23 protein-coding genes are annotated in these 25,396 nt (G+C 63.0%); 12 read left to right on the top strand and 11 right to left on the bottom strand.

Annotated features, from left to right (window positions below):
- Positions 1–3 precede the first annotated feature (3 nt).
- From RCO31_RS30925 to RCO31_RS30915, 3 genes are all read right to left on the bottom strand, one after another.
- Positions 4–1,083 carry a methyltransferase domain-containing protein gene (locus RCO31_RS30925; protein WP_308972188.1) on the bottom strand — a complete coding sequence of 360 codons (1,080 nt, stop codon included), beginning with the start codon at positions 1,081–1,083 and terminating at the stop codon, positions 4–6.
- A gap of 3 nt (positions 1,084–1,086) precedes the next feature.
- Positions 1,087–2,070, bottom strand: a complete 984-nt coding sequence (locus RCO31_RS30920) for a hypothetical protein (protein WP_308972187.1) — start codon at positions 2,068–2,070, stop codon at positions 1,087–1,089.
- A 69-nt stretch (positions 2,071–2,139) separates the two neighbouring features.
- A complete protein-coding gene (locus RCO31_RS30915) occupies positions 2,140–3,117 on the bottom strand; it encodes an NADPH:quinone oxidoreductase family protein (protein WP_308972186.1) in 978 nt (325 codons plus the stop codon).
- Between the two features lie 182 nt (positions 3,118–3,299).
- On the opposite strand from RCO31_RS30915, the gene RCO31_RS30910 reads away from it, so the two are divergent.
- A complete protein-coding gene (locus tag RCO31_RS30910; protein WP_308972185.1) occupies positions 3,300–4,850 on the top strand; it encodes an alpha/beta fold hydrolase in 1,551 nt (516 codons plus the stop codon).
- Positions 4,851–4,892: 42 nt separating this feature from the next.
- On the opposite strand, the gene RCO31_RS30905 is transcribed toward RCO31_RS30910, so the two are convergent.
- Positions 4,893–6,674: a chloride channel protein gene (locus tag RCO31_RS30905; RefSeq protein ID WP_374991557.1), complete on the bottom strand. Its 1,782-nt coding sequence runs from the start codon at positions 6,672–6,674 to the stop codon at positions 4,893–4,895.
- Positions 6,675–7,078: 404 nt separating this feature from the next.
- Entirely contained in the window at positions 7,079–7,489 is a 411-nt protein-coding gene (locus RCO31_RS30900; protein ID WP_308972184.1) for a hypothetical protein, read from the bottom strand.
- A 502-nt stretch (positions 7,490–7,991) separates the two neighbouring features.
- On the opposite strand from RCO31_RS30900, the gene mbfA reads away from it, so the two are divergent.
- The 4 genes from mbfA (at position 7,992) to RCO31_RS30880 (ending at position 11,899) form a co-directional block, all read left to right on the top strand.
- Positions 7,992–8,984: an iron exporter MbfA gene (mbfA, locus tag RCO31_RS30895; RefSeq protein ID WP_308972183.1), complete on the top strand. Its 993-nt coding sequence runs from the start codon at positions 7,992–7,994 to the stop codon at positions 8,982–8,984.
- A gap of 127 nt (positions 8,985–9,111) precedes the next feature.
- Positions 9,112–9,408, top strand: a complete 297-nt coding sequence (locus RCO31_RS30890) for a cupin domain-containing protein (protein WP_308972182.1) — start codon at positions 9,112–9,114, stop codon at positions 9,406–9,408.
- Between the two features lie 53 nt (positions 9,409–9,461).
- Positions 9,462–10,385, top strand: a complete 924-nt coding sequence (locus RCO31_RS30885; protein ID WP_308972181.1) for an NAD-dependent epimerase/dehydratase family protein — start codon at positions 9,462–9,464, stop codon at positions 10,383–10,385.
- A 143-nt stretch (positions 10,386–10,528) separates the two neighbouring features.
- A complete protein-coding gene (locus RCO31_RS30880) occupies positions 10,529–11,899 on the top strand; it encodes an aminotransferase (protein WP_308972180.1) in 1,371 nt (456 codons plus the stop codon).
- An 89-nt stretch (positions 11,900–11,988) separates the two neighbouring features.
- Here the strand turns inward: RCO31_RS30880 and RCO31_RS30875 are convergent, their stop codons facing one another.
- The gene (locus tag RCO31_RS30875) at positions 11,989–12,783 is read right to left on the bottom strand and encodes an aldolase/citrate lyase family protein (RefSeq protein WP_308972179.1); all 795 of its coding nucleotides are present in this window, start codon (positions 12,781–12,783) and stop codon (positions 11,989–11,991) included.
- Positions 12,784–13,001: 218 nt separating this feature from the next.
- Here RCO31_RS30875 and RCO31_RS30870 point away from each other — a divergent pair, with 218 nt between their 5' ends.
- Entirely contained in the window at positions 13,002–13,682 is a 681-nt protein-coding gene (locus tag RCO31_RS30870; RefSeq protein ID WP_308972178.1) for a glutelin, read from the top strand.
- Between the two features lie 49 nt (positions 13,683–13,731).
- Here the strand turns inward: RCO31_RS30870 and RCO31_RS30865 are convergent, their stop codons facing one another.
- Positions 13,732–14,313, bottom strand: coding sequence for a hypothetical protein (locus tag RCO31_RS30865; protein WP_308972177.1), 582 nt, complete (start codon positions 14,311–14,313; stop codon positions 13,732–13,734).
- A 305-nt stretch (positions 14,314–14,618) separates the two neighbouring features.
- Here RCO31_RS30865 and RCO31_RS30860 point away from each other — a divergent pair, with 305 nt between their 5' ends.
- The 6 genes from RCO31_RS30860 to RCO31_RS30835 all read left to right on the top strand — a co-directional run bounded on the left by RCO31_RS30860 (position 14,619) and on the right by RCO31_RS30835 (position 20,225).
- The gene (locus RCO31_RS30860) at positions 14,619–15,602 is read left to right on the top strand and encodes a tripartite tricarboxylate transporter substrate binding protein (RefSeq protein ID WP_308972176.1); all 984 of its coding nucleotides are present in this window, start codon (positions 14,619–14,621) and stop codon (positions 15,600–15,602) included.
- Between the two features lie 51 nt (positions 15,603–15,653).
- Positions 15,654–16,484, top strand: coding sequence for an NAD(P)-dependent oxidoreductase (locus RCO31_RS30855; protein ID WP_308972175.1), 831 nt, complete (start codon positions 15,654–15,656; stop codon positions 16,482–16,484).
- On the top strand, positions 16,471–17,340 hold the full coding sequence (locus RCO31_RS30850; protein WP_308972174.1) for an amidohydrolase family protein: 870 nt from the start codon (positions 16,471–16,473) through the stop codon (positions 17,338–17,340). Before RCO31_RS30855 ends, RCO31_RS30850 begins: the two co-directional genes overlap by 14 nt.
- Before the next feature lie 8 nt (positions 17,341–17,348).
- A complete protein-coding gene (locus RCO31_RS30845; protein WP_308972173.1) occupies positions 17,349–18,134 on the top strand; it encodes a GntR family transcriptional regulator in 786 nt (261 codons plus the stop codon).
- A 41-nt stretch (positions 18,135–18,175) separates the two neighbouring features.
- Entirely contained in the window at positions 18,176–19,033 is an 858-nt protein-coding gene (locus tag RCO31_RS30840; protein WP_308972172.1) for a nucleotide kinase domain-containing protein, read from the top strand.
- Between the two features lie 199 nt (positions 19,034–19,232).
- Complete coding sequence (locus RCO31_RS30835) at positions 19,233–20,225, top strand: tripartite tricarboxylate transporter substrate binding protein BugD (RefSeq protein WP_308972171.1); 993 nt, start codon at positions 19,233–19,235, stop codon at positions 20,223–20,225.
- 35 nt (positions 20,226–20,260) lie between these two features.
- Here the strand turns inward: RCO31_RS30835 and RCO31_RS30830 are convergent, their stop codons facing one another.
- From RCO31_RS30830 to RCO31_RS30815, 4 genes are all read right to left on the bottom strand, one after another.
- A complete protein-coding gene (locus RCO31_RS30830) occupies positions 20,261–20,986 on the bottom strand; it encodes a transporter substrate-binding domain-containing protein (protein ID WP_308972170.1) in 726 nt (241 codons plus the stop codon).
- A 137-nt stretch (positions 20,987–21,123) separates the two neighbouring features.
- On the bottom strand, positions 21,124–22,716 hold the full coding sequence (locus RCO31_RS30825; RefSeq protein WP_308972169.1) for a GMC family oxidoreductase N-terminal domain-containing protein: 1,593 nt from the start codon (positions 22,714–22,716) through the stop codon (positions 21,124–21,126).
- 111 nt (positions 22,717–22,827) lie between these two features.
- Positions 22,828–23,760, bottom strand: coding sequence for a GTP-binding protein (locus RCO31_RS30820; RefSeq protein ID WP_308972168.1), 933 nt, complete (start codon positions 23,758–23,760; stop codon positions 22,828–22,830).
- 2 nt (positions 23,761–23,762) lie between these two features.
- A complete protein-coding gene (locus tag RCO31_RS30815) occupies positions 23,763–25,253 on the bottom strand; it encodes an amidohydrolase family protein (RefSeq protein WP_308972167.1) in 1,491 nt (496 codons plus the stop codon).
- Between the last annotated feature and the right edge of the window lie 143 nt (positions 25,254–25,396).

The raw sequence follows: 25,396 nt of genomic DNA, 5'->3' as shown, positions 1-25,396 counted from the left end.
CGTTTAGGAACGGGCTTCCAGAACCATGTTGAACGGCGTCGCTGCGGCACGCCGCACCTCGCGGAAGCCACCGGCGAGGATGATCTCCCGCAGCCTCGCCTCGCCGGCCTGAGCACCGAGACCGGTACCGACCTCCTGCGATAACGACGTCGGCAGACAGATCATCGTTGAGGCCGCGTAATAGAGACGCCCGACCGGATTGAGGTTGTGCTCGAGGCTGTCGCCCGCCATCGGCTCGACAATCATCCAGGTACCATCCGGCTTGAGGGATCGGCGAATGTGCGCAGCCGCGCCCGCGGGATCGCCCATATCGTGCAGACAATCGAAACAGGTGACGAGGTCGAAGTCGGTGCCGGAGTAATCCTTGGCCAATCCCACCTCGAAGCGAACGTTCGCAGATACACCGTGTGTCTCGGCATGTGCTCTGGCCTGCGCGATCGAGCCGGTGTGAAAGTCGTAGCCAATAAATTGCGACCTCGGGAATGCTTTGGCCATCAGAACCGTCGACCAGCCATGCCCGCAGCCGACGTCGGCCACCTTCGCGCCACGGCGAAGCTTCTCGACCGCGCCGCCGAGCGCAGGAAGCCAGTCGCGCACGAGGTGATTCTGATAGCTTGGCCTGAAGAACCGGGCCACGGCGCAGAACATGCAACCGCCCTGCTCGCCCCAGGCGACGCCGGCACCCGACCTGAAGGCCTCCTGGACCTTTGGCTGGTTCTCCAGCATGGCCGCCGCGACGTCGAAGCCGCCCATCATGTAGACCGGACTGTCTTCGTTAGCGAACACCAGCGCCTGTTCCGGCGGAAGGGCAAACTTGGCGGTCTTGGCGTCATATGCCAGATAGTTGGATGCCGCCTGATGCGACAGCCACTCGCGCAGGTATCGCTCATGCACATTCGAGACTTTGGCAAGCTGTGCACATGTCATGGGGCCCTGGGCATGGAGCGTCTTGTAAAGGCCAAGCGCATCGCCGGTGCGGACCATGGCAACACTGGATGCGCCGCCGAGATCTGCCAGCATCTGGCCCACGAAGTCATTGAGCTTGTTTTCGTCCAGCGCGCTCTGAACATTTTGGCCTTGCATCGTCTATCTCCGGTTGATGAAGTGGCAGCGTTGTGGTGATCGCACGTTCAGCCGTCCGGGTGGCACCGTCGCCCCGAACTCACGCGTTCGAAAAATCAGGGAAGCTGCGTCATGCGGATCGTGCGCCTGGCGCGATCGCGTCCCACAGGCCCGAAATGGGCGGAACGGTTGCAGGCGTCGATGAAGCCGCGAATCTCCCAGCGGCCGTGATGGTGTCGGTCCGAGACAACCTGCCCCGTCACCTAGTTGACCCCGTCGGTCTACGAGGATCCAGGTTGCCTGGGCGACCGCCAGGGGCTCGCCAGCCGCGCTCAGCAAGGCGCTGCTTGCAAACAGCTTGCGGCCGTCTCGACCTATCGGCCAAGCGACAATGATACATCGGTCATCTGGACGGGGACGTCTTTCAATGCGCGCCCTCATCCGTCCGAGGAGCATTGTTTCCGCGCCGGTCATTCCCAGATGCCGCGCGCCGACGCCAGCAAATCCGGTCGGGCAGTCCAATGCGGCCCAGACAAACTCGCTGGCGATGGCACCACCCTCGCCTGCGAGATTTGCGTGAGGAACCCACGGTGCTACGAACGATCCGACTTTGGAGTTGGTGCGTGCCGACAAAGGAACAGGAATAATGTGGAGACCATCGCCGTCCACACGCTCTGGCCCGCACACAAAGCATCTCGGCAAAGGATGACGGCTAGCATCATATGGCGTGCGGTGAACCGCTTCTTGCGCTTCAGCGAAGTCGACGATGGGAATTTCAGGAATGTCGACCTCGGCTCTGCGGCCTGTCGCCAGTGTCGTCGCGTTTTTCCTGAGTTCCACACCGCCTTCAAGCGTCACGATATCAAGTCGACGGTCGAGCGGTGGTGGCGCCAGAAGAGTGACTTCCGCGCTTCCAGCAATATGGGCCGCGAGAAGTCCGCAAACATAGCCGCCATTGGCCGAGTTGGGCGGACCACAGAAACGTTTCTCGATCACGATAGACTTCATCGGCAACTCCGCGGAAAACGACGCCGACGGTCGGCGTTCGATCGTTCTGTCCCTGCTTGCGCTGATGGTTCACCTGACCCGCAGCACAGTCCGTCCCTGAGCGCTCCGATCGGCGACAGCACCCATTGCTTCGGCGGCGCGCTCAAGCGGTAGCACGCGGTCAACGTGCGGGCGCAATTTGCCTTCGCCGACCCATTTCATGACGGTGTCGACTGCTCGTCTCGCATCGTCTGGAAAACGTTCTTTCCAGGGACCGACAAAGACGCCCACAATCGAATAGTTCTTGAGCAGAGGGAGATTCATCGGCAGGGACGGGATCTCGCCGCTGGTGAATCCGATCGGCATCAGCCGGCCATTCCAACGCATGAGCCGGGCCAGAGTGGTGAAGAGCGCACCGCCAATGTTCTCGACGCAGACGTCGACACCTTCGCCGTCCGTGAGGGCTTTCACACGTTGACGTACATCTTCTCGCGAATGATCGATGACCTCTCGCGCCCCATGCTCGCGGACAACAGCCGCCTTTGCGGTGCTGCCGACCACTGCAATAACGCGTGCGCCGAGCAGATTTGCGAGCTCTACGCAAGCCAGGCCGACGCCGCCGGCGGCACCCGTGACGAGAACGGTCTCGTCAGCCTTGAGCTGCGCGCGCGCGACGAGAGCGTACCAAGCGGTGAGATAAGCGTGCAGGATGGTCGATCCGACAATGAAGTCCACGTTTTCTGGAAGGAATGCGGTGCTCGACTCCTGGGCGACCATGCGTTCCGCAAAGCCGCCGAACCAGTTTCCGCAGCAGACCCGGTCACCGGGACGAAAGCGACTGACCCGTTCGCCGCACGCAACAACAATGCCGGCGGCGTCCGTTCCCGGCACATAAGGGAGTGCCGGCCGCATCTGATACCCGCCGCAGGTCATCAAATAATCCATGTAACTTACAGACGCGGCGTGGACGTCGATCAGAACCTCGTTCGCCGCCGGCTGCGGTTCGGCAGCTTCGGTTAGAGTGAGAGCCTTGATGCCCTCGAAAGCATTGCAATGAACGGCACGCACATCACCCTCCGCAATCTGTTCATGCGACGACAATTTCCGCGCAAGGCACGCGCGATCTGGACAGTCGGAGCGCGCGGGCCTAATCCGTTGCCGCTGATTCCAGCGACGATCGTCTGTCAGGAGTGATATCGTCGCCCCGTCCCCTGAGCGTCCCCGGACGCCTTCATTGCTGGTCGCTAACGATGACTCGGTTCAGTGTGCGGACGCTTGGATTTCCGGAGATACGTCGGGACGACCAGCTGCGCCCGCTGGCCTTGCGCAAAGGTCTTGCCCTGCTGGTTTACCTGGCCGAAGCAAACGGCTCCGTCGGGCGTGATGTTCTCGCGACCATGTTCTGGCAGGAGAGCCCCGAAGAGATCGTGCGAGCGCGGCTAAGACGCCTGCTGCATCGGCTTCAACCTGCGCTCGGTGACGACGCGCTTGCAATCGACCGGTCGACCGTTCGCTGGTCGCAGGCGATCGCGCTGGAGCTCGATTCCCGGCTGTTCGAGCAGGCATGCGACCGCGGCGAGTTCGAGCAGGCCTGCCGACTCTATCTGGGCGACTTCCTTGCGGGCTTTTCGCCCGGTGACGCGCCGCAGTTTGACGAGTGGGCATTCTTTCGACGCGAGGCCTTGCGCGGCCGAGCGATCCAGGCGCTCGAACGCGTGGTGCACGACAAGAATGCGATGGGTGACTACACGACCGCCGCCGCGCATGCGCTTCGTCTCGTTGAGCTTGATCCGCTGAGCGAAGTGTACGGTCAACACCTCGTCCGCAATCTCACCCTTGCCGGCGATCGAGCTTCTGCCGAGCGTCACTTCGAGGCTCTAACGCAGCGCCTTCGCGACGAGCTCGGCGTAGCCCCCGAAGCCGAAACCCGCGCGCTGCTGAACGCCGACGCAAAGTTGCCAACCACGGATCCGCCGCCGACGCGGTACGCCAGCGGTGGCGGCATCCATCTCGCGTTCCAGACTTATGGCGCCGGACAGATCGATATTCTGGCGCTGCCTGGCTTCGTCTCACATGTCGAACGCGCGTGGGAGGAACCCCGGTGCCGCTCCTTCCTGTCCTCCCTCGCCGGGATGGGTCGACTCATTTTACTCGACCGGCGGGGCATTGGCCTTTCTGACCGGGTCGGATCGCATCCCGATGTGGAGGCAACCGCACAGGACATCGGCACCGTCCTCGATGCCGCAGGCAGCCGGCGAGTGATCCTGTTCGGCGCGTCCGAGGGCGGACCGGCCTGCATCAAGCTCGCAGCCGATCAGCCGGGCCGCGTCGCCGGCCTCATCCTGTTCGCATCATTGGCGAAGGGAAGCGCGACGCCCGACTATCCGCACGCGTTGCATGCCGGCCAGTATGACATATGGCTGCAGCAACTGGTCACGGAGTGGGGCGGCCCTGCCGGCATCGAGACGTTTGCGCCGAGTCTTTCTGGCGATGCGCAGGCGAGAGCCTGGTGGGCAGGCTTGCTCCGCGCGGCTTCCAGCCCGGGAGCCATCAAGGGCGTGCTCGAGGCACTGCGCGACACCGATGTGCGGCATCTTCTCCGACGAATTTCGGCTCCAACCCTAGTGCTTCATCGTCGCGACGATCGCGCCGTACGCGTCGGCGCCGGCCGGCATCTTGCCAATCACATCGCTCAAGCGCGATTTATCGAGCTGGACGGTGCCGATCATTGGGCCTTTGCCGGTGATCAACAACCAGTGCTGGCCAGCATCAAGCAGTTTGTCGACAGTCTCACGGCGTGAAACCTATTGGTTGCCGCAACGAAGCGTCACGCCGTGCCGTTCCTATTCTCCAACCAGTTCCCGCCGGCGCTGCTCCAGCTCTTCCGAATAACGGCGTAAGGCGTAGGCTTCGGTCAGGAGTCCGATCACGTCCCGACTTTCAGGCGAGTCGACGACGGCCAACGCTTCCGCTTCAGCCTTGTCGAACAGCGTAGCTGTTTCCTTCACCGACATGCTCGGCAGCAGCCAGACCTCTTGAAAATGCAGGATGTCGCGCACCGGAATGGTATCGTCGAGATCCGTCGCATGTGCTTCGGCAACCAAGACGATGCCGGCGTAGCGCTTGTCTTCGTCGACGGCTATCACATGCGTCGTCGAGCCGAGCGGGCAGACAAGCCGGAACCGCGCCACGGTCGTGTGCGCCGGAACTGTGCGCACGTCCGTTCTCATCATGCGGCGCACGGTAAGCTCGCGAATCCAGCCGATATCGGCTGCGCTGCGGATGGTCTCGCCACGCAGATGAAAACGCCAGGTCGCAAACGAGTACCCGAACGTTTCGCGCGTTACCTGTGCCGACATGATGATCGCGACCAGAACCGCGGCCGTTAGCCAGAAGTCGCCGGTGGTTTCCAGAGCGATGAATGTCATGGTCAGCGGTCCGCCGATCACCGATGCGGACACCGCCCCCATGCCGATGATCATGTAGACGTGCGGATCGAGCGCGGCTGCGGGCCACACCGCCATCGTCGTTTCCGCGAAGAGCTTGCCGCCCAGAGCGCCGAGCATCAATGAGGCAAAGAACAGGCCGCCACGAAAGCCCGACCCCAATGAGACGATCGACGCCAACGATTTCAGCACGAACAGCAGTGCGAGGGTCGACAAGGGGCTGGCCATCACCGCCGAAAGATGGATCGCACCGTGGCCCGACGACATGACCTGCGGCGTCAGGATGGCCATCGTGCCGACCGCGAGTCCGCCAAGTGCGGGCCGCAGTTCGGGACGAACACGCATCCAGCTCATCATCGCTTCACACGCGGCCACGCCGCGCATCAGCAGGATGCCGACGGCGGCGGCAACCAGGCCAAGGACGGCAGCGATGGCAAGGTCATATCCGCGCACGAGCGACGTGTAGGGCGTGCCAAGACCGAGCGAAGGCTCGTAGAAGATGCTTGACACGGTGTATCCGACCACGGCCGCGATTCCGACAGGCGCGAGACTCGCGACTGAGTAGCTCGCGATCACGAGCTCGAAGGCGTAGAACGCGCCGGCGAGCGGCGCGCCGAATGCGCCCGCAATTGCGCCGGCCGCGCCGCAGCCGACGAGGACGCGCAAGTCGCGACGACGCAGCCGGAAAGCCCGGCCGATCCAGGAAGCAAGCCCGCTCGACATCTGCGTGTAGCCGGCCTCAAGGCCTACCGACGCGCCGACGCCGCTCGACCAGACTGTCTGTAACGCCACGATGATGCTGCCGCGCAGCGACATCCGCCCGCCATGAAGGGCGTTGGCCTCGATCGGGTCGATTTCCCGGCTTGGCCGCCAGCGCAACAGCAGCACCAACGCAAGCCCGAACGCCAACCCGCCGACCGTCGGAACAAGGAGAGCGAAACGGGGTTTCAATCCACTCAACGCGGACAGATGTTCGCCTGGCGCAATGCCGAACAGGACCCGGTGCATCAGCATCACGCCGAGGCTCATTAACGCAACGACCACGCCGGCCAGCCCGCCGATCAGCGCCGACAGCACGACAAAGCCCGTTTCCCGCGCACGGACCAGCGTACGCAACGACTGTGGAACTTCGAACGTGGGGAGGACGAGCCGGAGCCAGTTACCTGATTTCATGAGCATGTCGGTGAATCGTAACGACCGCTCCTGCTACTCCACAAACAATCAGGCGTATACTCCGATCGCGGCAATCGGATGGTTCATGGAACGGACGAAAGCGCGCCCCGCGCGATTCAGTCGCGCGAGCCTGTCCGTCCAGGCTTTGCGGGCGACGGGTCATTCTGCTCGCGTGGCATCACCCATTCACGATGGTCGCAACTTTTGCAGGTATAAAGAAGGGCAGTCAGCGTGGTCTTCGGATCGGAGATTGGCGTGCGAAAGAACGTAGTGCCTTTGCACCGCGAGCACTTCAGAGGCGACATGGCTCCCCATTTCCTTGACCGGGGCGTACCGCCCCCATCGTGGCGCTTTGCTGCAATACAAAGCCCTGCGCCGATGAAGCGCAGGGCTTGACCTCACGGCGACAGCTACTTGAGCAATGCTGCCGTCTGCGGCTTCTTGTGGAGCTGATCGCCGCATGCGGACTTCACGCGGTAGCTGCTCGGCTCAGGCGAGATCTTCGCAGTCGAGAAAAGCTTGATCGCCTGCTCCGAAGCCGCCGCAACGTCGGCGTCCTGGCTGACGCGATACGAGTCGAGTGCGCGAAGTGCAGCGAGCTTCACCTTGCTGTCCGGCGCATTCATGTAGATCTCTTGGCATAGCAGCGCCGCACTCGTGGTATTGGCCGCCTCGGTCGCCTGATCGGCCGCAGCCTTCACATTGCTGTCGAGCATGTAGCCGGGCCAGAACTGCCCCCCGATCGCAACGAGCAGACACCCGATCGCCGCGCCTTGCAGTAAGGTCTTGATCGTTTCTGCTTGAGCTCCGGATATGTTCATGAGCGTTTCCCCTCCTCTGCAGGAGAGCATTCTCCTGCGCGCACAAACGCTATCAGGCTCAGTGCGCAACCGGCGCGGCTCTCGCACTGTCTTACCAATTTGTAACGTACGATAGCGGACGCGCCCGACGATCTGGCCGTCATGTGCGAAGCAGTTTCGTTCGTACGCAGGCGCGATTTTCCTGCGGACGAAATGCACTCGACGAACAAAGCCTGCGCATCGCTTGCTATTGTCGATGCATCCGACGCCTCTGCGATTCACGCGCAGCAATTGCCGGCCTCGAGGAAAGCACCGCAGGCCAACTCATTCACGCCGTCCTCGATCGCTTGCGCTCTGGCCAAGACCTCGCGATCAACATTCGCCAGCAGGACGACCATGTACCGACCAGCGATGACGGCGACACACGCCGCGCATGCTGCATTGAGCAGGCGTCAAAAAACCTGCGCATCTCTACTTTAGAATGATTATAAAGTGGAGATCCGACCTCCGCAAGGCTTCCGTCATGTTCAGTTACCGGCCGCTCTTTCACTTCGGACGCAGGCGTCGTTTCGACGAGTTGAGCGAACGCGAGGTGCTCGCACTCGCGATCTCGTCGGAAGAGGAGGATGGCGCAATCTACGCCGCCTATGCCGAGAAGCTGCGCCCCCATTTTGCCGCGTCCGCCGCCGTATTCGAGGCTATGGCGGCCGAGGAGGACGGCCATCGCAAGGCGCTGATCGACCTCTATCGGCGTCGTTTCGGCGACTTCATCGTGCCGATCCGCCGCGAGCACGTCGCCGACTTCATGAGCCGCTCGCCGGTGTGGCTGATCGAGAATCTCGGGCTTGAGCGCATCCGGCAGGAAGCCGCGGATATGGAGCGGGAGGCGCGGGACTTTTATCTGCGCGCCGCAGGGCGGGCCACCGATGCCGCGACCCGTAAGTTGCTCGGCGACCTGGCCGCCGCGGAATCCGGTCATGAGCACAAGGCCGAACACCTTGCCGATGAATATCTCGGCACCGACGCGCGTGAGGAAGAGAATAGAACCGCCAGGCGGCAGTTCATCCTGACCTGGGTGCAGCCGGGTCTTGCCGGTTTGATGGACGGATCGGTATCGACGCTGGCGCCGATTTTCGCCACTGCGTTCGCCACGCATGATCCACGCACGACGCTCCTGGTCGGTCTGTCGGCCTCCATCGGCGCCGGCATCTCGATGGGCTTCACCGAGGCCGTACACGACGACGGCAAGTTGTCGGGCCGTGGCTCCCCAATCAAGCGCGGACTCGCATCCGGAGTGATGACGGCGCTGGGCGGGCTTGGCCATGCGCTGCCCTATCTCATTCCTTCTTTCTGGACCGCGACGACGATCGCTCTGGTCGTCGTCTTTTTGGAACTGTGGGCGATCGTCTGGGTGCAGAACCGCTATATGGAAACGCCGTTTCTGCGCGCAACGCTGCAGATCGTGTTGGGCGGAAGCCTGGTGCTCGCGGCCGGCATCCTGATCGGCGGGGCATGACCCGCCATCCCCGCTGTTCAGCGAAAGGTGCGCTGCCCAGGAGCGCCTTGCCCCACATTCGGCCTTGGCATGTTTGATTCCAGAGGCGAAGATCAGGCTTTGCTGATGCTCTCCTGAAGGTGCGCCCATGCCATTCGTCTGCACGACTCCCGCCGTCCCCACGTTGCTTGCAGAGGACGAGCGGGCAAAGATCACCCGATGGGATTTTGCGCCCGGCGCAACGACGGGTTGGCATGAGCATGCCATGGACTACGCGGTCGTGATGATGACGGACGCGACGATGGCGTATGAGATGGACGGTGTGGTGACGGAAACCACGCTGAAGGCCGGCCAAAGCTACATCCGCCCGGCAGGCATCAAGCATGATGTCAGGAATAACGGCGAGAACCACATGGCCTTCATCGAAATTGAAATGAAGCGCTGACGGGTTTTGATGCGGCGCTTCGCTCAGGCCTCGGCTTTGCCAGGAGCCAGATCATGAAGGTTTTTTGTACCGGTGCAGCGGGCTATATCGGCGGATCGGTCGCCGCTGCGCTGATCGCGTCAGGGCATGAGGTTTCCGGACTGGTACGCTCTGAAAGCAGCGCACAATCAGTCAAAACTCTCGGAATCGAGCCGATCTTCGGTTCGCTCGATGATGTCGAGGTCCTGGCGGATGCGGCAGCCCGCTCGGACGTGGTCATCAGCGCGGCCAACGCTGACCATGAACGCTCAGCTGATGCCCTCCTGCAGGCTCTTGAAGGCTCGGGCAAGACCTTCATCCATACCAGCGGCTCCAGCATCGTTGGTACCCAGTCTGCGGGGGAGAGAGTTGACGCCATTTACGACGAGGAGACGCCTTTCAATCCATCGCCTGGGCGTGCCGCCCGGGTCGCGTTGAACGAATTCATCCTGTCTTCCAGGACGAAGGGCCTTCGTCCGATTATCATCTGCCCTAGCCTGATCTACGGGGTCGGTCGCGGTCCAGCAAAGCACAGCATGCAAGTCCCGTGGCTGATCGCGCTCGCCCGGGAACGCGGCGGAGCCAGGCACTATGGTCCAGGCGAGAACATCTGGTCCAACGTGCATATCGATGACCTTGTCGAGCTTTATCGTCTTGCCCTCGCGTCGGCGCCCGCCGGCGCATTCTATTTTGCCGAGAACGGCGAAGACTCCATGAAGGAGGTCTGCGAGGCCATCAATCGAACGCTCGGGATCGACAAGGCGCCGATCGCCATGTCGCTGACGGAGGCCGCGCGCGAGTGGGGCGAGAGCGCGGCGCAAAATACCATGGGGTCGAACAGCCGCGTGCGCGCTGTTCGCGCACGAAATGAGCTCAAATGGACTCCGAAAAGCCCGGCGCTGATCGATGAGATCGAACATGGTTGTTATACGTCGATGATCTCCGAAAGCAATCACTAGGGAGCTGGGGGCACGGCTGCCGACATCTGCAACAACGAAGAGCTGCTTCGGGAGCACGGCCTCGATGAGACGGGCCTCTCGGATCTTACAAAAACACTTTACTGCGCATTCGACTGAACGAATGGCACGACAAGGAGCCGGCAATGACTTTCCGCCCCAACAGTCTACATGCCCGAGACATCGCGAGCCTCGTGCACCCGCAAACCAACCTGCAGAGCCACCTGCAAACCGGCCCGACGATCATCGACAAGGCGCAAGGCATCTACGTCTACGACGACGAGGGCAATAAATATCTCGAAGGCGCCGCGGGGCTCTGGTCGGCTTCACTGGGATTTGGCGTAGAGCGGCTCGCCAAGGTCGCCTACGAACAGATGCGCAGCCTGGGCTATTATCAGATCTATCGTTCCCATTCCCACGGCCCCGCGATCGAGCTCGCCGAGCGACTGCTGCAGCTTGCCCCGGTGCCCATGTCGAAGGTGCTGTTCCAATGCTCCGGTTCGGAAGCCAACGACACCGCGATCAAGCTCGTCTGGTACTACTGGCATGCGGTCGGCAAGCCGGAAAAGCGTAAGATCATCGCGCGCACACAGAGCTATCACGGCTCGACCTGCGCCAGCGTCAGCCTCACCGGCAAACCGGACATGCATGCCGACTTCGGATTGCCGTTCGCGCCGTTCCTGCACACCAGTTTCCCTCATTACTATCGCTTCCACGAAACGGGCGAGAGCGAGGAACAGTTCTCGGCACGTATGGCCGATGCGCTCGAGCGGCTGATCCTCGCCGAAGGACCGGACACGGTCGCGGCATTCTGGGCGGAGCCGGTGATGGGCGCCGGCGGTGCCGTCGTTCCGCCAAAGGGTTACTTCGAAAAAATCCAGGCTATCCTGAAAAAGTACGACATCCTGTTCGTCGCCGACGAGGTGATCTGCGGCTTCGGCCGCACCGGGAACATGTGGGGCTCGCAAACCTACGACCTGAAGCCCGACATGGTCTCGAGCGCCAAGGCATTGTCGGCCAGCCTGGCGCCGATCTCGGCCCTTTTGATCAACGACCGCATCTTTCAGGCGATGGTCAGCGAGAGCGGCAAGCTCGGAGGCTTCGCGCACGGCTATACCTATGCCGGTCACCCGGTGATGGCCGCGGTGGCGCTGGAGACGCTGAAGATCTACGAAGAAATGGATATCGTCGGCCATGTGCGCGCCGTGCAACCGACCTTTCTCGAAGCGATCGGCAGCCTGACCTCGCACCCGCTCGTCGGCCATTTCTGCGGTACAGGCCTGATCGGCGGCATCGAGATCGTTGCCGACAAGGATTCCCGGCGCCCGCACGACCCTGCGCTTCAAGTTGCGAGCAAGATCGACGCTCACGCGCGCCGCAATGGTCTCATCCTTCGCTACATCGGCAATCGGATTGCCTTCTCTCCGCCCCTTATCATCACTGAAGGTCAAATCGTCGAGATGCGCGATAAGCTGCTGGCGGCGCTGAACGCAACACTGGCGGAGCTTCCTAGCTAGAGCATTTTCCGGAAAAGTGGACACCGGTTTTCCGCAGAAAATGCGACCAAACAAACGAATCTAGAGCACGCTACTCGCGCAGTTTCCGGTCACTTGCCGGGCACGATGCTGCGAAGCAACTCCGTTCGCTGCGTTGCGCCTGCGACCAGGTAGTTGTGGTCACTGCCACTCAGCACGAGGCGCGCGCCGCTTTCCTTGATGTATCGCGTCGCCCACTCGCGGTCGTACACGCCGCCCATGCCGAGAACCTTGCCGTTGTTGCGGCAGGCGGCCGCGACGGCCTGATACGCGGCCTGCACTTCCGGATGCCCGATCTGTCCGGAAATCCCAAGGTCGGCAGAGAGGTCCGACGTTCCGATCAGAAGTACATCGATGCCTGCAACGGCGGCGATCGCCTCAACGTTGTTGACTGCCTCGCGGCTCTCGATCATGGCGACGATGAGAATTTCGTCGTTGAGCAGGGCCTGCGCCTCCGCGTGACCCGGCGCCTTGAAACGGAAGGCCGCTGGCGGGCCACCCCAGCTCCGCGTGCCCGCAGGCGGGTAGCGGTAGGCGCGCGCCACGCGTTCAGCCTGCGTGCGGGTATCGACGTGGGGCACAACGACACCCATCGCGCCATTGTCCAGCGCACGTGCGCCCTCGTCGAGAGCGTCGGCGGCAACCCGAACGATCGGTGTCACGCCGGTCGGAAGCGCTGCGATACAGATCTGCGTCGCCTCCTGCATCGAAAAGGCGCCGTGCTCCATATCGATGAAGATCCAGTCGTGACCGCAGGATGCAGCAAGCATGCCGACTGCAGACGTCCGCAAATGATGGACGCCAAAGCCGAGTGCGAGTTCGCCGGCCATCAATTTTCGCTTGGCTTCATTCCTGATCAGCGTCATGTCGCGCCCCTGTTCTCGTTGCCGGATCATTTGCGAAAAACCTGCCAGATAATCTGCCGCCAAATCGTCCGGTCAACCAGCCGTGCCTATCATGAAATCCGAGCTCAGGCAGGCTTTTCCAGCCGCACATGGCCAACAGCTCGCACAGCGGCAAAGCCGCAACCGGGGACAGCAACCTTTGCGGAACTGCTTCGTTGTAAAGCTCGCGACGATGGCGCATGGCCGCCGTGCAAAGCCGAAGAGCATGCTCTTCAAAAGAACAGAAAATGCCAACCAACTTGTCGGATATTGTGTGCCGTCGTTTTCATCCAACGAGCCGCAGGCTTGCAACCGCTGACGTCGACGACCTCGCGCCGCAAGGGCTGGCAAACGTTCAATCGAAAGGAGTGAACATGCTCCGACAGGTTTTACTTGTCGCGCTTGTTTCCGCAGCAGGTGCTGGTGCTTTCATCGGGCAGCCCGCCGTTGCCGCAGGCTTTACCTGTCCCTCCACCACGGCGATGGACGCATCCAAAAACGCGCCCCCGCTTGCCGATCTTTTCACAGGGGCAACCGACGCGACGGCCGATCAGCGGCTCAATGTACTCGTCACAGATTTACGCAAGAACGGCACGAGCCCGTCATCGATCGTCAACTATCTGGTCGGAGCCTACTGTCCGCTCGTCCTTGCGGACACCAGTCTTTCGGACGCGCAGAAGACGACCCGCGTGCGCCGATTCGCACGCCAGGTGGCTGGGCTTGCGTTCGTGCCATCAGAGCAGGACGAACTGGCGGTCATTGTCGATCTGCCGCTCACGCCGAGTTTGCTCGATCAGATAGACAAGGCTGCGGCGAAGTCGGGCATATCGCGCGACATCTGGATTGATCGCGCGATCAGCCGGCAACTGGCCTCACCGTGATCCAGCCGCCATTTCTTGCAGATCCGACCTAACTGCTCGCTGCGCGGACTCAGCTGCCCGCAACGCGCCCGTGATTTTGCACCGCCGAGCGCGGACCGTGCTCCTCCTCCACGATTTTCCTGTCAGCGTGGTCCATCGCAGGAAGCTGGAGGACAGTGGCGACCTGACCAGGACGCAATCTTGTAAGAAGTACGACCTTGCCGTTCGCAAACTCGAGCGCGTCGTGGTGGGTATCGGTGATTTCCTGATCGATCTTCCGAAAACGCGCCAGCCGGGCCCCTATGCCGCCGAACATTCTTGGAAAGAGCCTCGCAAACGGATGATCGCAAACGGCGTCATCGCTGAAGGCAAGCTCAGTGCCCGGCAACACGCACACAGCGACGTCCGGCTCCCCGACCGCCGTGAACCCTCGCGAAAACGAATGACGGAATTCGCTCGTGATCAGCATATCTCCCGCCTTAGCGGGACGCGATTGAACGGAACGCAGGCTGTAGTCACACATTGAAACGCTCCAGCTTCGTTTGTCGTAGCCCTGCTCGGCTCGTGACCTAGCTGCGGACATGCCGTGCACGTTTCGCATCGCGGTTACAGCGCTCAGGTGCAGCCGACGGTCCAACAATTTGTCGACCAATCAGTTCCTCCCGTGAGTCTGGACGGTCGGCGGCCGGGCAGCGGCACCCGATCCGATCGGATCAGCGCACGGACCGGTCCAACCCGGGGTCGGCACCCAACCCAAGCCCCGAAAATGAATGCGTCGCCGTTTCGACGTCAGTTGTTTAGGCGGCGGTAACCATCCGAGATTGTCGACAATCGTCAATCGGACTACATTTCGACTGACAAAACCGTACCGCGCGCTACCCGACTGGACCGCCGCCGTCATTCTGAGCGGGCCGCGGGTGGCACGCGGTATCAAAAGAAACATGAGGAGACGCCAATATGGACCGCATTCTGCGATTGCTTGCGCTGGCTTGTGCCATCGCGTGGGCGACACTTGCTGCCGTTCCGTTCGCCGCAGCTCAGCCCTTCCCCGACAAACCCGTCCGCATCCTCGTCGGCTTTGCGCCGGGGGGTGTCAGCGATTTCGTCGCCCGGATGTTGGCCCAGCAGCTTTCGCAGATCTGGGGACAGTCTGTCGTCGTGGAGAACCGCACCGGCGCCAGCGGCACCATTGCCGGTACTGAAGTGGTGCGCGCGAAGCCGGACGGCTACACACTGTTGGTGTCGCCTCAGACTGCTATCGCCGTCGCCCCGCAGATGATGCCCAAGCCGCCCTACGATCCGCTGCGTGATCTGACGCCGATCACCGCCATTGCCTCGTCGCCCCTGGTCCTGGTCGCCCATCCGTCCTTCGGGCCCAACGACTTCGCCCAGTTCATCGCGCACGTCCGGGCCAATCCGGGCAAGATCAGCTTTGCATCCGGCGGCATGGGCTCCTCGCCGCATATGACACAGGAGCTATTGAACAAGGAGCTGAGCCTGAAAATGGTTCATGTGCCTTATCGCGGCGAAGCTCCGGCGCTCAACGACGTTCTGGGCGGACAGGTCCCCGTGCTGTTCGCGAACATTCCGACAGGCATGCCGCATATCAATTCAGGACAACTGAAGGCGCTGGTCACGACCGGCCGGCAGCGCTCGCCGCAGGCCAAGGACATTCCGACGATCAAGGAATCCGGCGCAGGCGACATCGAGACGGCGACATGGAACGGGTTGTATGCGCCGGCCGGCCTGGATCCGAAGCTCGTGCAGAAAATCTACAAGGACGTCGTCCAGGCCATGTCCCAGGGCGATGCGCGTGAACGCCTGCTTGCGTCCGGCAATGAGCCTGTGCTGGACGAGCCGGCTGCTTTCGCCAAGTTTCTGCAGTCGGAAGTCTCGCGCTGGGGAGACGTGGTCCGCGCGGGTAATTTGCAGATGAACTGATCCGGGCGGCCCGGGAGACGCAACTTGCCGCAACAGGAGGAAACGAGGCGCATGCTGAGCGACAAGAAAGTGCTGGTTACCGGAGCTGCTGGCCACGTCGGACAATGGACGCGCAAATGCTTGCAAAGCAAAGTGGGTCTGCTCCGGTTGTCGGATATCGCGCCGCTCAAGGACGCCGCCGAAAACGAGGAGATCCGGCCCTGCGATCTGACAGATGCTCAAGACCTTGAACGGCTGGTGACCGGCATCGACTATGTCGTGCACCTCGGCGCCAGCCTCAACGTCGATGACTGGCCCGAGACCCTGCGGGTCAATATCGAGGGAACCTACAACCTCTACGAGGCGGCGCGGCGTGCCGGCGTCAAGCGCATTGCCTATGCCAGTTCGCATCATGTCATCGGCATGTATCCGGTGGGACAGACGCTCGGACTGGACGCACCCATGCGGCCGGACAGCCTGTACGGGCTGAGCAAATGTTTCGGCGAGAATCTGGCCCGCTACTACTGGGACAAGTTCGGGCTGGAATCAGTCTGCTGGCGCATCGGCACAGCACGGCCCCGGCCCGGGGAGATCCGAGAGCTTTCGACGTGGTTGAGCGAACAGGACTATGAGCGCCTGCTGCTGCGCAGCCTGCAAACGCCGGCGATCGGTTTTCTGCCTGTCTACGGTATCTCCGCCAACCGCGACGCATGGTGGGACAACGGCCAGGCGCGCGCACTGGAATTCGAACCGCAGGACGACGCAACACGCCATGCGCAACCCATTCTGGATGCGCCGGCGGACTCATCAGCGCAAAGGCGTTATCCCTTGCAAGGCGGCAAACGGGCCGAGCATCGGCGAGCAGCCGAACCGCCGACGGGAGGCGACGGTGGCCGCGGCTGAGCAGATCTTGCTGCCGCCGCTCGCCTGCGAGACCCATTCGCATGTCTTTGGCGACCCGCAGGCTTTTCCGGTGCGCGCCGGGCATGCGATCCCGTCCGGCGGCAGCCTCGACAATTACCTTAAAATCAGCCGCGCGCTCGGGGTGCAGCGCCATGTCCTGGTGCAGGCTCTGGCCTATGGGACCGATACGCGCTGGCTCCTGCAGGCGTTGGCCGACGTCGGCATCGAGCGGTCGCGCGGCGTCATCGTCGCGGATGCGTCGTTGACGCCTGAAGATCTGGCGCAGCTGCATCAGCGAGGGGTTCGTGGCGTGCGCTTTCTTTTTGGCCCCGACGACGCAGTCGATACCGCCGCAATTCTGGCGATGGCGCGTCGTATCGCGCCGCTTGGATGGAGCGCGCTGGTTCAGGCGCCGGCCGCGGCACTGGCAGGCGCGCACGGAACGCTGGCAGTGGCCGACTGTCCTGTCGTGCTCGATCATATGGGGCGCGTGCCGCCGGGCATGCGCACGCACGACGCGGTCTTCCAGAGTCTGCTGCGCTTTCTGCGCCAGGGCGGCTGGATCAAGCTGTCAGCGCCCTACTACGGCACCGAGAATGGCGCGTCCGACTTCAGCACGTTGCGACCACGTCTGCACGCGTGCCTCGATGCGGCGGGCGATCGCGCGATCTGGGGAATGAACTGGCCGCACCCAAATCTGCCAGCCCGGCACAAGCCGGACGAGGCGGCGACGCTGCGCTCCCTGCTCGCGGTTCTGCCGGATCAGGCCAGTCGGCAGGCGTTGTTCGTGGACAATCCCGCCCGGCTGTATGGTTTCAATTGTCTGTCGAACAACGAAGGTCTTTCTGTGCGATAGGTCGACTGATGAACAACAATCGTCGCAAGAGGCTCGTGTCGGCTCCGCCAGAAGTGGCCGCACCGAATGCTGAACGGCAGCCGGCGTCAGATCTGGCGTTCCTGCGCTCAGCCTCGTTGACGACGGTGATTCAGAAGAAGATCGAGCACATGATCCTGAGCGAGGAGATCAAGGCCGGTGAACGATTGAACGAATTCGCGCTGGCGCGGGCGCTCGGCGTCAGCCGCAGCCCCATCCGCGAGGCGTGCCGGAAGCTCGAGCAGGCCGGGATCGTGGAGATCATCAAGAACCGCGGCATCTTCGTGCGGCGCATCGACCTGCAACAGGCGATGGATATCTACGACATCCGCGCCGCGCTGGCAGCCCTGGCTGGCGCGCTGGTCGCGCAGCGCGCCAGCCAGAGCGACATCGACGCGCTGCAACGGCTGGTCCGGCGGATGGAGCGCAACGTCAAGGCCGGCAATGTCGGCGAGTACTACCGGCAGAACATCCATTTCCACACGGAGCTGGTGCGTTTGTCCGGCAATCCGCGCCTCGCCGAGATGTTCATCGGCACCGACAAGGAGCTGCACCTCTACCGGCACCGCAGCCTGGTCCAGCCTTCCGGCATCGCCACATCGAACCGGGAACATGCGGACATCGTCAAGGCCATCGTCGCGCGTGACGCACGGAAAGCCGGCGAAGTCTTCAGACAGCACATCCTCAACGGCAAGCAGCGCGCGCTGAATGCCGCGGGCAGCGCATCCGAACAGGAACAGAGCCGCACGATTGAACGGGATTTTTCGGTGGCGTAGGCCGCGGACTCATGACCGCGCAGCACGGAAGGACCGGACCGATGCCCGAATATGCACCGCTCTGGTACTGGGTGAGAGAGCGCGAACACGTCCGCATCCGCAAGGACCGCGGCGACGCGCGGCCATGGACCGATGATCCAATCCTCTCAACGTATCGGTTCTGCAATGTTCGGCGCGAAGACGATCGCGTGACCGTCTGGGTGCGCGACAACATTCGAAAGCCCTATGCCGATCACCCTCACCTTTGGTTCATGCTGTGCATCGCCCGTCAGATCAACTGGCCACCCACGCTCTCTCACCTAATGGCGTCGGAAGCCTGGCCGGCGACGGACAACGCCGACCCCTGTCCGGCGATTGCGCGCGAGCTTAACGAATGGCAGGCGCGCGGAGAAAAGGTCTACACCGGTGCCTACATGATCTCAGCGCCATCCACCAAGGGCACGAGCAAGCAAGCTTACATTGCAGAGACCGTCTGCGGGGGCCTGTGGGCGCGTAGAGCGCTGTTTTCGCAATGGCAGGACGCAACGCTTCAACGAACACACGAGCTTGTCACCAGATCGAACGGCTGGGGCCAGTTCATGGCCTATCAGGCGGTCGTGGACATGCGGTTCACGTCACTCCTCGATCACGCTGCGGATCGAGAGACTTGGGCGGCTGCTGGCCCCGGCACCATCCGCGGCCTCAATCGCCTGCACGGGCGGGCCATCGATTGCAGGCTGTCACAGGCGCAGGCGCTAAGCGAGATGCGCGCGATTTACCGTGTTGTCCGTAACGAGACGGGCGTGGAGATGGATTTCAGCGATGTCCCGAACATCCTGTGCGAGACGGACAAGTATCTGAGGGTGAAGAACCGCGAAGGCAGACCCCGCGGCTTATACGTCGCGGGGCGCGGGCACTGAAACGCGGAGCAAACTGAGCGCGTTGATCAGCTTGCCCACGCGCTGCGTTAAGGCGAGAATGGTATCAAGCTCTCGTTCCGGGCGTTGGCAGTCCTGGTGCCGCCGGCAGGCACAACTGCGATCGTGCACAAGATCCGTTGTCACTGGCGTTCGAGGACCGAGTGAAGACGTTTTCATCGGCATCTCAGAGAGGATCGCCATGAGACTTTCTCGCCGCACGTTCTTGCATCTGGCTGCTGGCACCGCAGCATGTCCCGTCGGCTCGCGCCTCGTCTTTGCGCAGACCTATCCTTCAAGACCCATCACGATCATCGTGCCGTTCGCGGCCGGCGGGCCGTCGGACGTGCTGGCGCGTCTGCTCGGCGAGCGAATGCGCACTGTGCTCAATCAGCCGGTCATTGTCGAGAACGCCACCGGAGCGGGCGGCACGATCGGTGTGACACGCGCGGCGCGCGCGGAGGCTGACGGCTATACCGTGAGCTTCGGCCACCTCGGGACGCACGTGATCAACGGCGCGATCTATCCGCTGACGTTCAACCTGCTCGACGATCTCGAACCGGTCGGTCTGATCGGCGGCAATCCGCTGCTGGTGGTCAGCAAGACCGCAGTGCCGGCGAAGAACCTCAAGGAATTGATTGCCTGGATCAAGGCGAATGAAGAGAACGTCACGTTCGGCACCGCCGGCGTCGGTTCAGGCTCGCATTTCAGCGGGGTCTACCTCCAGAGCCTGATTGGCACGAAGGCAAGATATGTTCCCTATCGCGGCACCGGTCCGGCGATGCAGGATCTGGTTGCCGGAAACGTCGACATCATCATCGACCAGGCCTCGAACTCAATGCCGCAGGTGCAGGATGGCAAGATCAGGGCCTACGCCGTCACTCAGAACAAGCGAATGACCGCAGCTCCCGATATCCCGACAGTTGACGAGGCGGGCTTGCCCGGCTTCCACATCTGGCTGTGGTCCGGCATGTGGGTGCCGAAAGGAACGCCGCAGGATGTCATCGCGAAGCTGAACTCCGCGATGCGCGAAGCGCTCGCCGATCCCACCGTGCTCAAGCGGTTTGGCGACCTTGGTCTCGAGGCCATGCCGGCAAACCGGCAGACGCCGGAAGCCCTGCGCGCGCATCAGAAGGCGGAGGCCGATAAATGGTGGCCGATGATCAAGGCCGCCGGGGTCAAGCCGGCGGGCTGATCGAGGGCGCTGTACCAGAATCTTCGAGGTGGGTCTCAAGCGGCTGCCGCAACCGAAAGGCCACGTACCTTGTGTTTCTCGATGAAGCGGGCAACGACACCGGAAGCCTTCGCTTCCTCCACAAAGTCTCGCAAGAAGGCGGCGCCCGTGGTCTTGCGGCGCTGCGTACCGATCGCCTGCTGAACGGCGGTGAACTGACCGTCAAGAATGCGCGCGCCGGGAAGCGATTCCACATCCGTCAAAAGCCCGGGACGCAAGCCCGCCAATGCCTCCAAGCCCTCGTCGCGGAACTTCGCGAACGCGGCGGAGAGCCCTTCGACACGCAGCACCGTCGCATGCTTGATATTGCGCTCCAGCCAAAGATCGTAGGCGGAGCGCGCACTGACGGCTATGCGGACGCCGGGACGATCGACCTGATCGATCGCTGTGATGGAGGAGCCGCCCGGCACCAGATAGGTCGCCTCGATCTCGGTATAAGCGGCCGTGAAGGCGATCTTCTCGGCGCGCTGCGGCTCTGCCCCGATCAGCCCGATGTCCCAAACATCGTCGTCCACTGCATCTGCGAGCAGCCCTGGCTTGGCGAAGGGCACATAACGGATGGGAACGCCTAATCGATCCGCGACCGCTTTTGCCATGTCAGGAGCGACCCCTTCCGGATCGCCTGATGCGCTTCGCCCGGTGACGAGCAGAAAATTACTCAAGTTGATGCCTGCGCGGAGGACACCGGTTGGCGCAAGCTCGGCGATAACTTCTGATGACATGACGACCTTTCTCACTTCAGAACGTCCCTCTCCCCGTGAGAGACTAAAGGAAACGCGCGCGTCGCGCCGCTATTTTTCAAGCACCTCTGATCCGGGAAAACAGCAGACGCCGGACCAGGCCGATGACATTCGAAACGTCAGCCAGCATCCTCGCGGATCATCGCAGCGCCCTTCTCGCCGATCATGATGGCGGGCGCGTTGGTGTTACCCGTGGTGAGCGTCGGCATCACCGATGCGTCGATCACGCGCAGACCCTGGATACCGTGCACGCGCAGCCGTGAATCGACGACGGCGCGCGGGTCCTCGCCCATCTTGCATGTGCCGACAGGGTGATAGAGCGTGTTACCGAAACGACGGGCATAATCGAGCAGCTCGGCGTCGCTTGTGAGGTCGGGCCCGGGTTTGGTCTCGCCGAGACTGTGCCGGGCAAGCGCAGGTGCAGAGAATATGCGCCGTGCGTGATGCACCCCGCCCAGCAGCGCGAGCTCGTCAGTGCGGGTCGAAAAATAGTTTGGCCGGATCGCGGGCCGCGCAAATGGATCCGCCGACGTTGCCATGATGGTTCCGCGCGAATCGGGCTTCACCACGCAGACCACGCAGCTCATGCCCGGCTCGTCATCGAGCTGGCCGAACTTCAGAGGGTGGGTGCTGCCGGGCGTGAACAGGAGCTGCAGATCGGGCGAGGCAAGGCCCTCACGGCTGTCGCAGAACACTTGTGCCGTAGTGACGCCGAAAGTCAGCGCGCCTTTGCCGGTCAGGAAGAAGCGCGCGATTTCTGGCAGCACGCGCGGGAAGCGCGCCAGCTCGTTCACCGTCGGCGTGCCCTGCACGCGATTCACGATGCGAACCACATAGTGGTCTATCAGGTTCGAGCCGACGCCCGGCAGGTCGTGCACGACGGGGATTCCTAATGATTGCAGATGGGCCGCAGGGCCAACACCGGAGACCTGCAGGATATGCGGTGAGTTCACCGTGCCGCCGGACACAATCACCTCACGGTGCGCGCGTACGGTGGTGACATTGCCGTCGCGCTGGAATTCGACTCCCGTGCAACGCTTGCCCTCGAACAAGAGCTTGCCGCCCTGCGCACTGGTCTCGACACGCAGGTTGGGACGCCGCCGCGCCTCGCGCAAAAAGGTCTGCGCCGTCGAACCGCGCCAGCGGCCGCGGCGCGTCATCTGCGAGTAACCAACGCCATGGCGTTGCCTGCCGTTGAGGTCGGGATTGAACGGGAATCCCGCCTGCTGCGCGGCCTCGACGAAGCGATGGGTCAGCGGCAGGACGGTGCGATAGTCCTCGACCTTGAGCGGGCCGCCCTGCCCGCGCACCTCGGAGTCGCCCTTCTGCACATAGTGCTCGGACTTTCTGAAGTAAGGCAGCACATCGTCATAGCTCCAGCCTTGACAGCCCATCTGCGCCCAGCCGTCGAAGTCGGCCGGCGCACCGCGCACGTAGAGCATGCCGTTGATTGAGGACGAGCCACCCAGCGTGCGGCCGCGCGGCCACTCGATGCGCCGCTCGCCGCTGTTGCTGTCCGGCTCGGTCGTGTAGTTCCAGTTGACCAGCGGATTGCGCAGCAGTGAACGCATGCCGGCCGGGATATGGATCATCGGATGCCAGTCGCGTGGTCCGGCCTCGAGCACGATCACCGAAGCGCCGCTCTCGGACAGGCGCGCAGCAACTGTGCATCCCGCCGAGCCGGCACCGACCACGACATAATCCGCATGCATCCCTGTTTCCTCCCAAGGCAAGGTCGGCTGGGCGGCCGAGCCTTAGATTTTCGACGCTCGTTTTGATGCAGCATCGCATCGTGAACGCGTGCAGGGCAACTCCACTGGCAATCAAATTTGCTGGTCGATGCACGCGTCCATGATCCTGTCGATCTCGGTGTTCGAGAGGACGCCGATCTCGGCAATGAATACGATTCGCGCTCGCGGAGCCCCAGACGGCAGCGGCCCGCCTGGCGCCAGCGTCGCGCGCCCGCCGGCGAGTTGAAACACCATCGACTCTCCGGGCTGCTCGACTGTCTCGAACATCCCCTTCGCACGAGCGAGCTTCGGCGCCAGCCGACCGATCGCTTGCTGCAGTCGGGCGAGCGACACCGGCCGGTCCGATGTCCAGCTCAGCGTCTCGAACCGCTCGGCCGCCGGCCGTCGCGGCCCGGTCTCGCGCGGCGTCGGTACACGGTCCACGTCCGCCGGGAACAGCAGCGCCGCTGGAACCTCGCCATGCAAGGCATCGACCACGACTGCCGCCGGATGCAACATCCGCACAGCATCGCGCAGTTCGGCGCGCGCCGGTGCATCCACCAGGTCCACCTTGCTCAGCGCTACCACGTCGGCCGCGCGCAACTGCGACCGTAGCAACGCATCGTTCAATGCCGTCGCCGTTGTCGTTGCGTCCACCACACACAGCACCGTTTCCAGCGGCGCCTCCCGCCATATCATCGGGTCCATCAGGTTGCGCACGATGTCCGAGGGATCAGCGACGCCGCTGGTTTCGATCACGATGAACTCAGGCCGCGGATCACGCCGCAGCAGGGCGGCAAGCGTGCGCAGGAGATCGCCTTCCAGCGAGCAACAGATGCAGCCATTGCTCAGGCTGACCACCCCGTCGCTGGCGCCCGCAATCAGCTCCGCATCGATGTTGATCGCGCCGAAATCATTGACCACGGCGGCGATCCGCCGTCCTTCGGCATGCGCCAGCAGATGGTTCACGACCGTGGTCTTGCCCGCCCCGAGGAATCCGGCGACCAGCAGGATCGGAACCGGCACAATCAGCTCTCGACAACGGGCCGGCGCACCGGCCGGCCGGGCCGCGCCGCCACATCGAGCACACCGTCGCTGATCAGCGGTTGGCCGCTGACGAGCAGATGCCGCACGCCCTCCGACGGGCGGTTCATGGCCGAGAAAGTGGCCCGGTCGCTCAACGTGTCGAAATCGAACACGACGATGTCGGCATCCGCGCTCGGCTGGAGCCTGCCCTTGGCCTGCATCGCGGGCGTGCTCGCGGCCAGGATGTCAGCCGGGATCAGCGCGCATTTGCGCACGCCTTCCAAAAGCGACACGGCCTGGCGCTCGCGCACCCACTCGCGGATGAAGCGGGTGAAGCAACCCGCCGAACGCGGATGCGAGGTGGCGTCTTCAGGCAGCGGCCAAGCGTCGCCAGTGTAAACGCTGCCGTCCGACAGGGTCCATGGCATCGCATCGGAGGCGATCGCGCCGCCGGGATACAAGACCGATATGTCGAGCAGGTCACGATGATGCGGATTGTGCTCCGTATCCAGGATATGCCACAGCACCAGCGTGGAAGGCTCTTCCGCCTGCGCCGACAGCAACTCCTGCCGGTTGCGGAAACGCCGCCCGTCAGTCACGCGCTGCACCGAATCGTAAGCAGTGCCGTTGCGCGTCTCGAAGTCGGGATCGCTGAAGAACGCTGCCGCCAGCACCGTCGAGCCGGTGCCATACGGATAGGCCTCCACCGTGATCGGCAGGCCCTGTGCCTGCGCCTTGGCGACCAAAACGGCGCAACGCTCCACGTCCGTCTTGCTGGAGCTGTTGAAGTGACAGATGTGCATGTGCGCGCCGGTGGCGCCGGCATAGCCGATCAGGCGGATATAGGCCTCGGCAGCGCTTTCGGGGTCGATACGCGACATGTAGGCGATGTGGGTGAAGGTCGGCACATCCTGAGCCGCCGCCAGCTGGCACACCGCGGTCAGCTCCTGCACGCCGGCGCCGGGGGCATAGGCGTTGAGGATGCCGATGCCGATGGCGCCCTCGTTCAGTCCGGTTGCAAGACGGTCGAGGATGCCGGCCACCTCCCCGTCGCTGGCCACGTTCTCGATCCAGCGGCGATCGCGCATGGCATTGCCGAACGCCTCCAGCGAGCTTTCCGTATTGGAGCCGGTCATCGCCCCGATGCGCGCGAAGGCCCAGTTGGCAGCCGCGCCGTAGTTCAGCACGCGTCCCTGCGCGGCCTGACGCCGATACCAGGACGCGACCGGCAGTACACCGGCCTCGAGGTCGAGCGTCGTCGTCACGCCGTCGAACGCCTGCATGCGGTCGGCAGGTATCGACTGGCCGTGCGCATGCAGATCGATGAAGCCGGGAGCGACCACCAGCCCGGTCGCGTCGATCGTCCGCTCAGCGCTGCCGAGCCCCGTGCCGACAGCGGTGATCTTGCCATCCAGCACTGCGACATCGCCAATGGCGTCCATCCCGCTTGCCGGATCCACCACCCGGCCGCCACTGATCACCAGTCCACCCATATCGGCATCCCTTCACGCACAAAGTCCGGCAGCAGCGGCTGCAACACGTCAAGCGACCATGTCCCGGCCGTCTCTAGTGTCGTGGATCAGAAATTCGCGCCATCGTTGCCGCGAGTCCATCGTGCGAATTTCTGATCCATAAA

The organism is Bradyrhizobium sp. LHD-71, assembly GCF_031157255.1.
Taxonomy (GTDB): domain Bacteria; phylum Pseudomonadota; class Alphaproteobacteria; order Rhizobiales; family Xanthobacteraceae; genus P52-10.
Note: the sequence above shows the minus strand (reverse complement) of the source record. Positions and strands in the feature narration are given on the sequence as shown.